This is a genomic window from Bradyrhizobium sp. 23AC (assembly GCF_054863025.1).
Map to the genome: position 1 here is coordinate 1 of NZ_JAVAYN010000337.1, position 224 is coordinate 224.

Here is a 224-nt window from a genome sequence, read left to right on the forward strand (position 1 = left end):
GCCTCGAGCAGCGGCAGCAGCTCGTTCAGCGAGGAGAGCTTCTTCTCGTTGATGAGGATGTAGGCGTCGTCCATCTCAACGCGCATCTTGTCGGCGTTGGTGACGAAGTAGGGCGAGATGTAGCCGCGGTCGAACTGCATGCCCTCGACGACGTCGAGCTCGGTCTCGAGCGACTTGGCTTCCTCGACGGTGATGACACCCTCGTTGCCGACCTTCTTCATGGC

General features: G+C 60.7%; 1 pseudogene. It reads right to left on the reverse strand.

The annotated features are described in order from the left end of the window. Positions 1–224 (reverse strand): annotated as a pseudogene (groEL, locus tag RAD10_RS42670) (chaperonin GroEL); the annotation flags it as partial.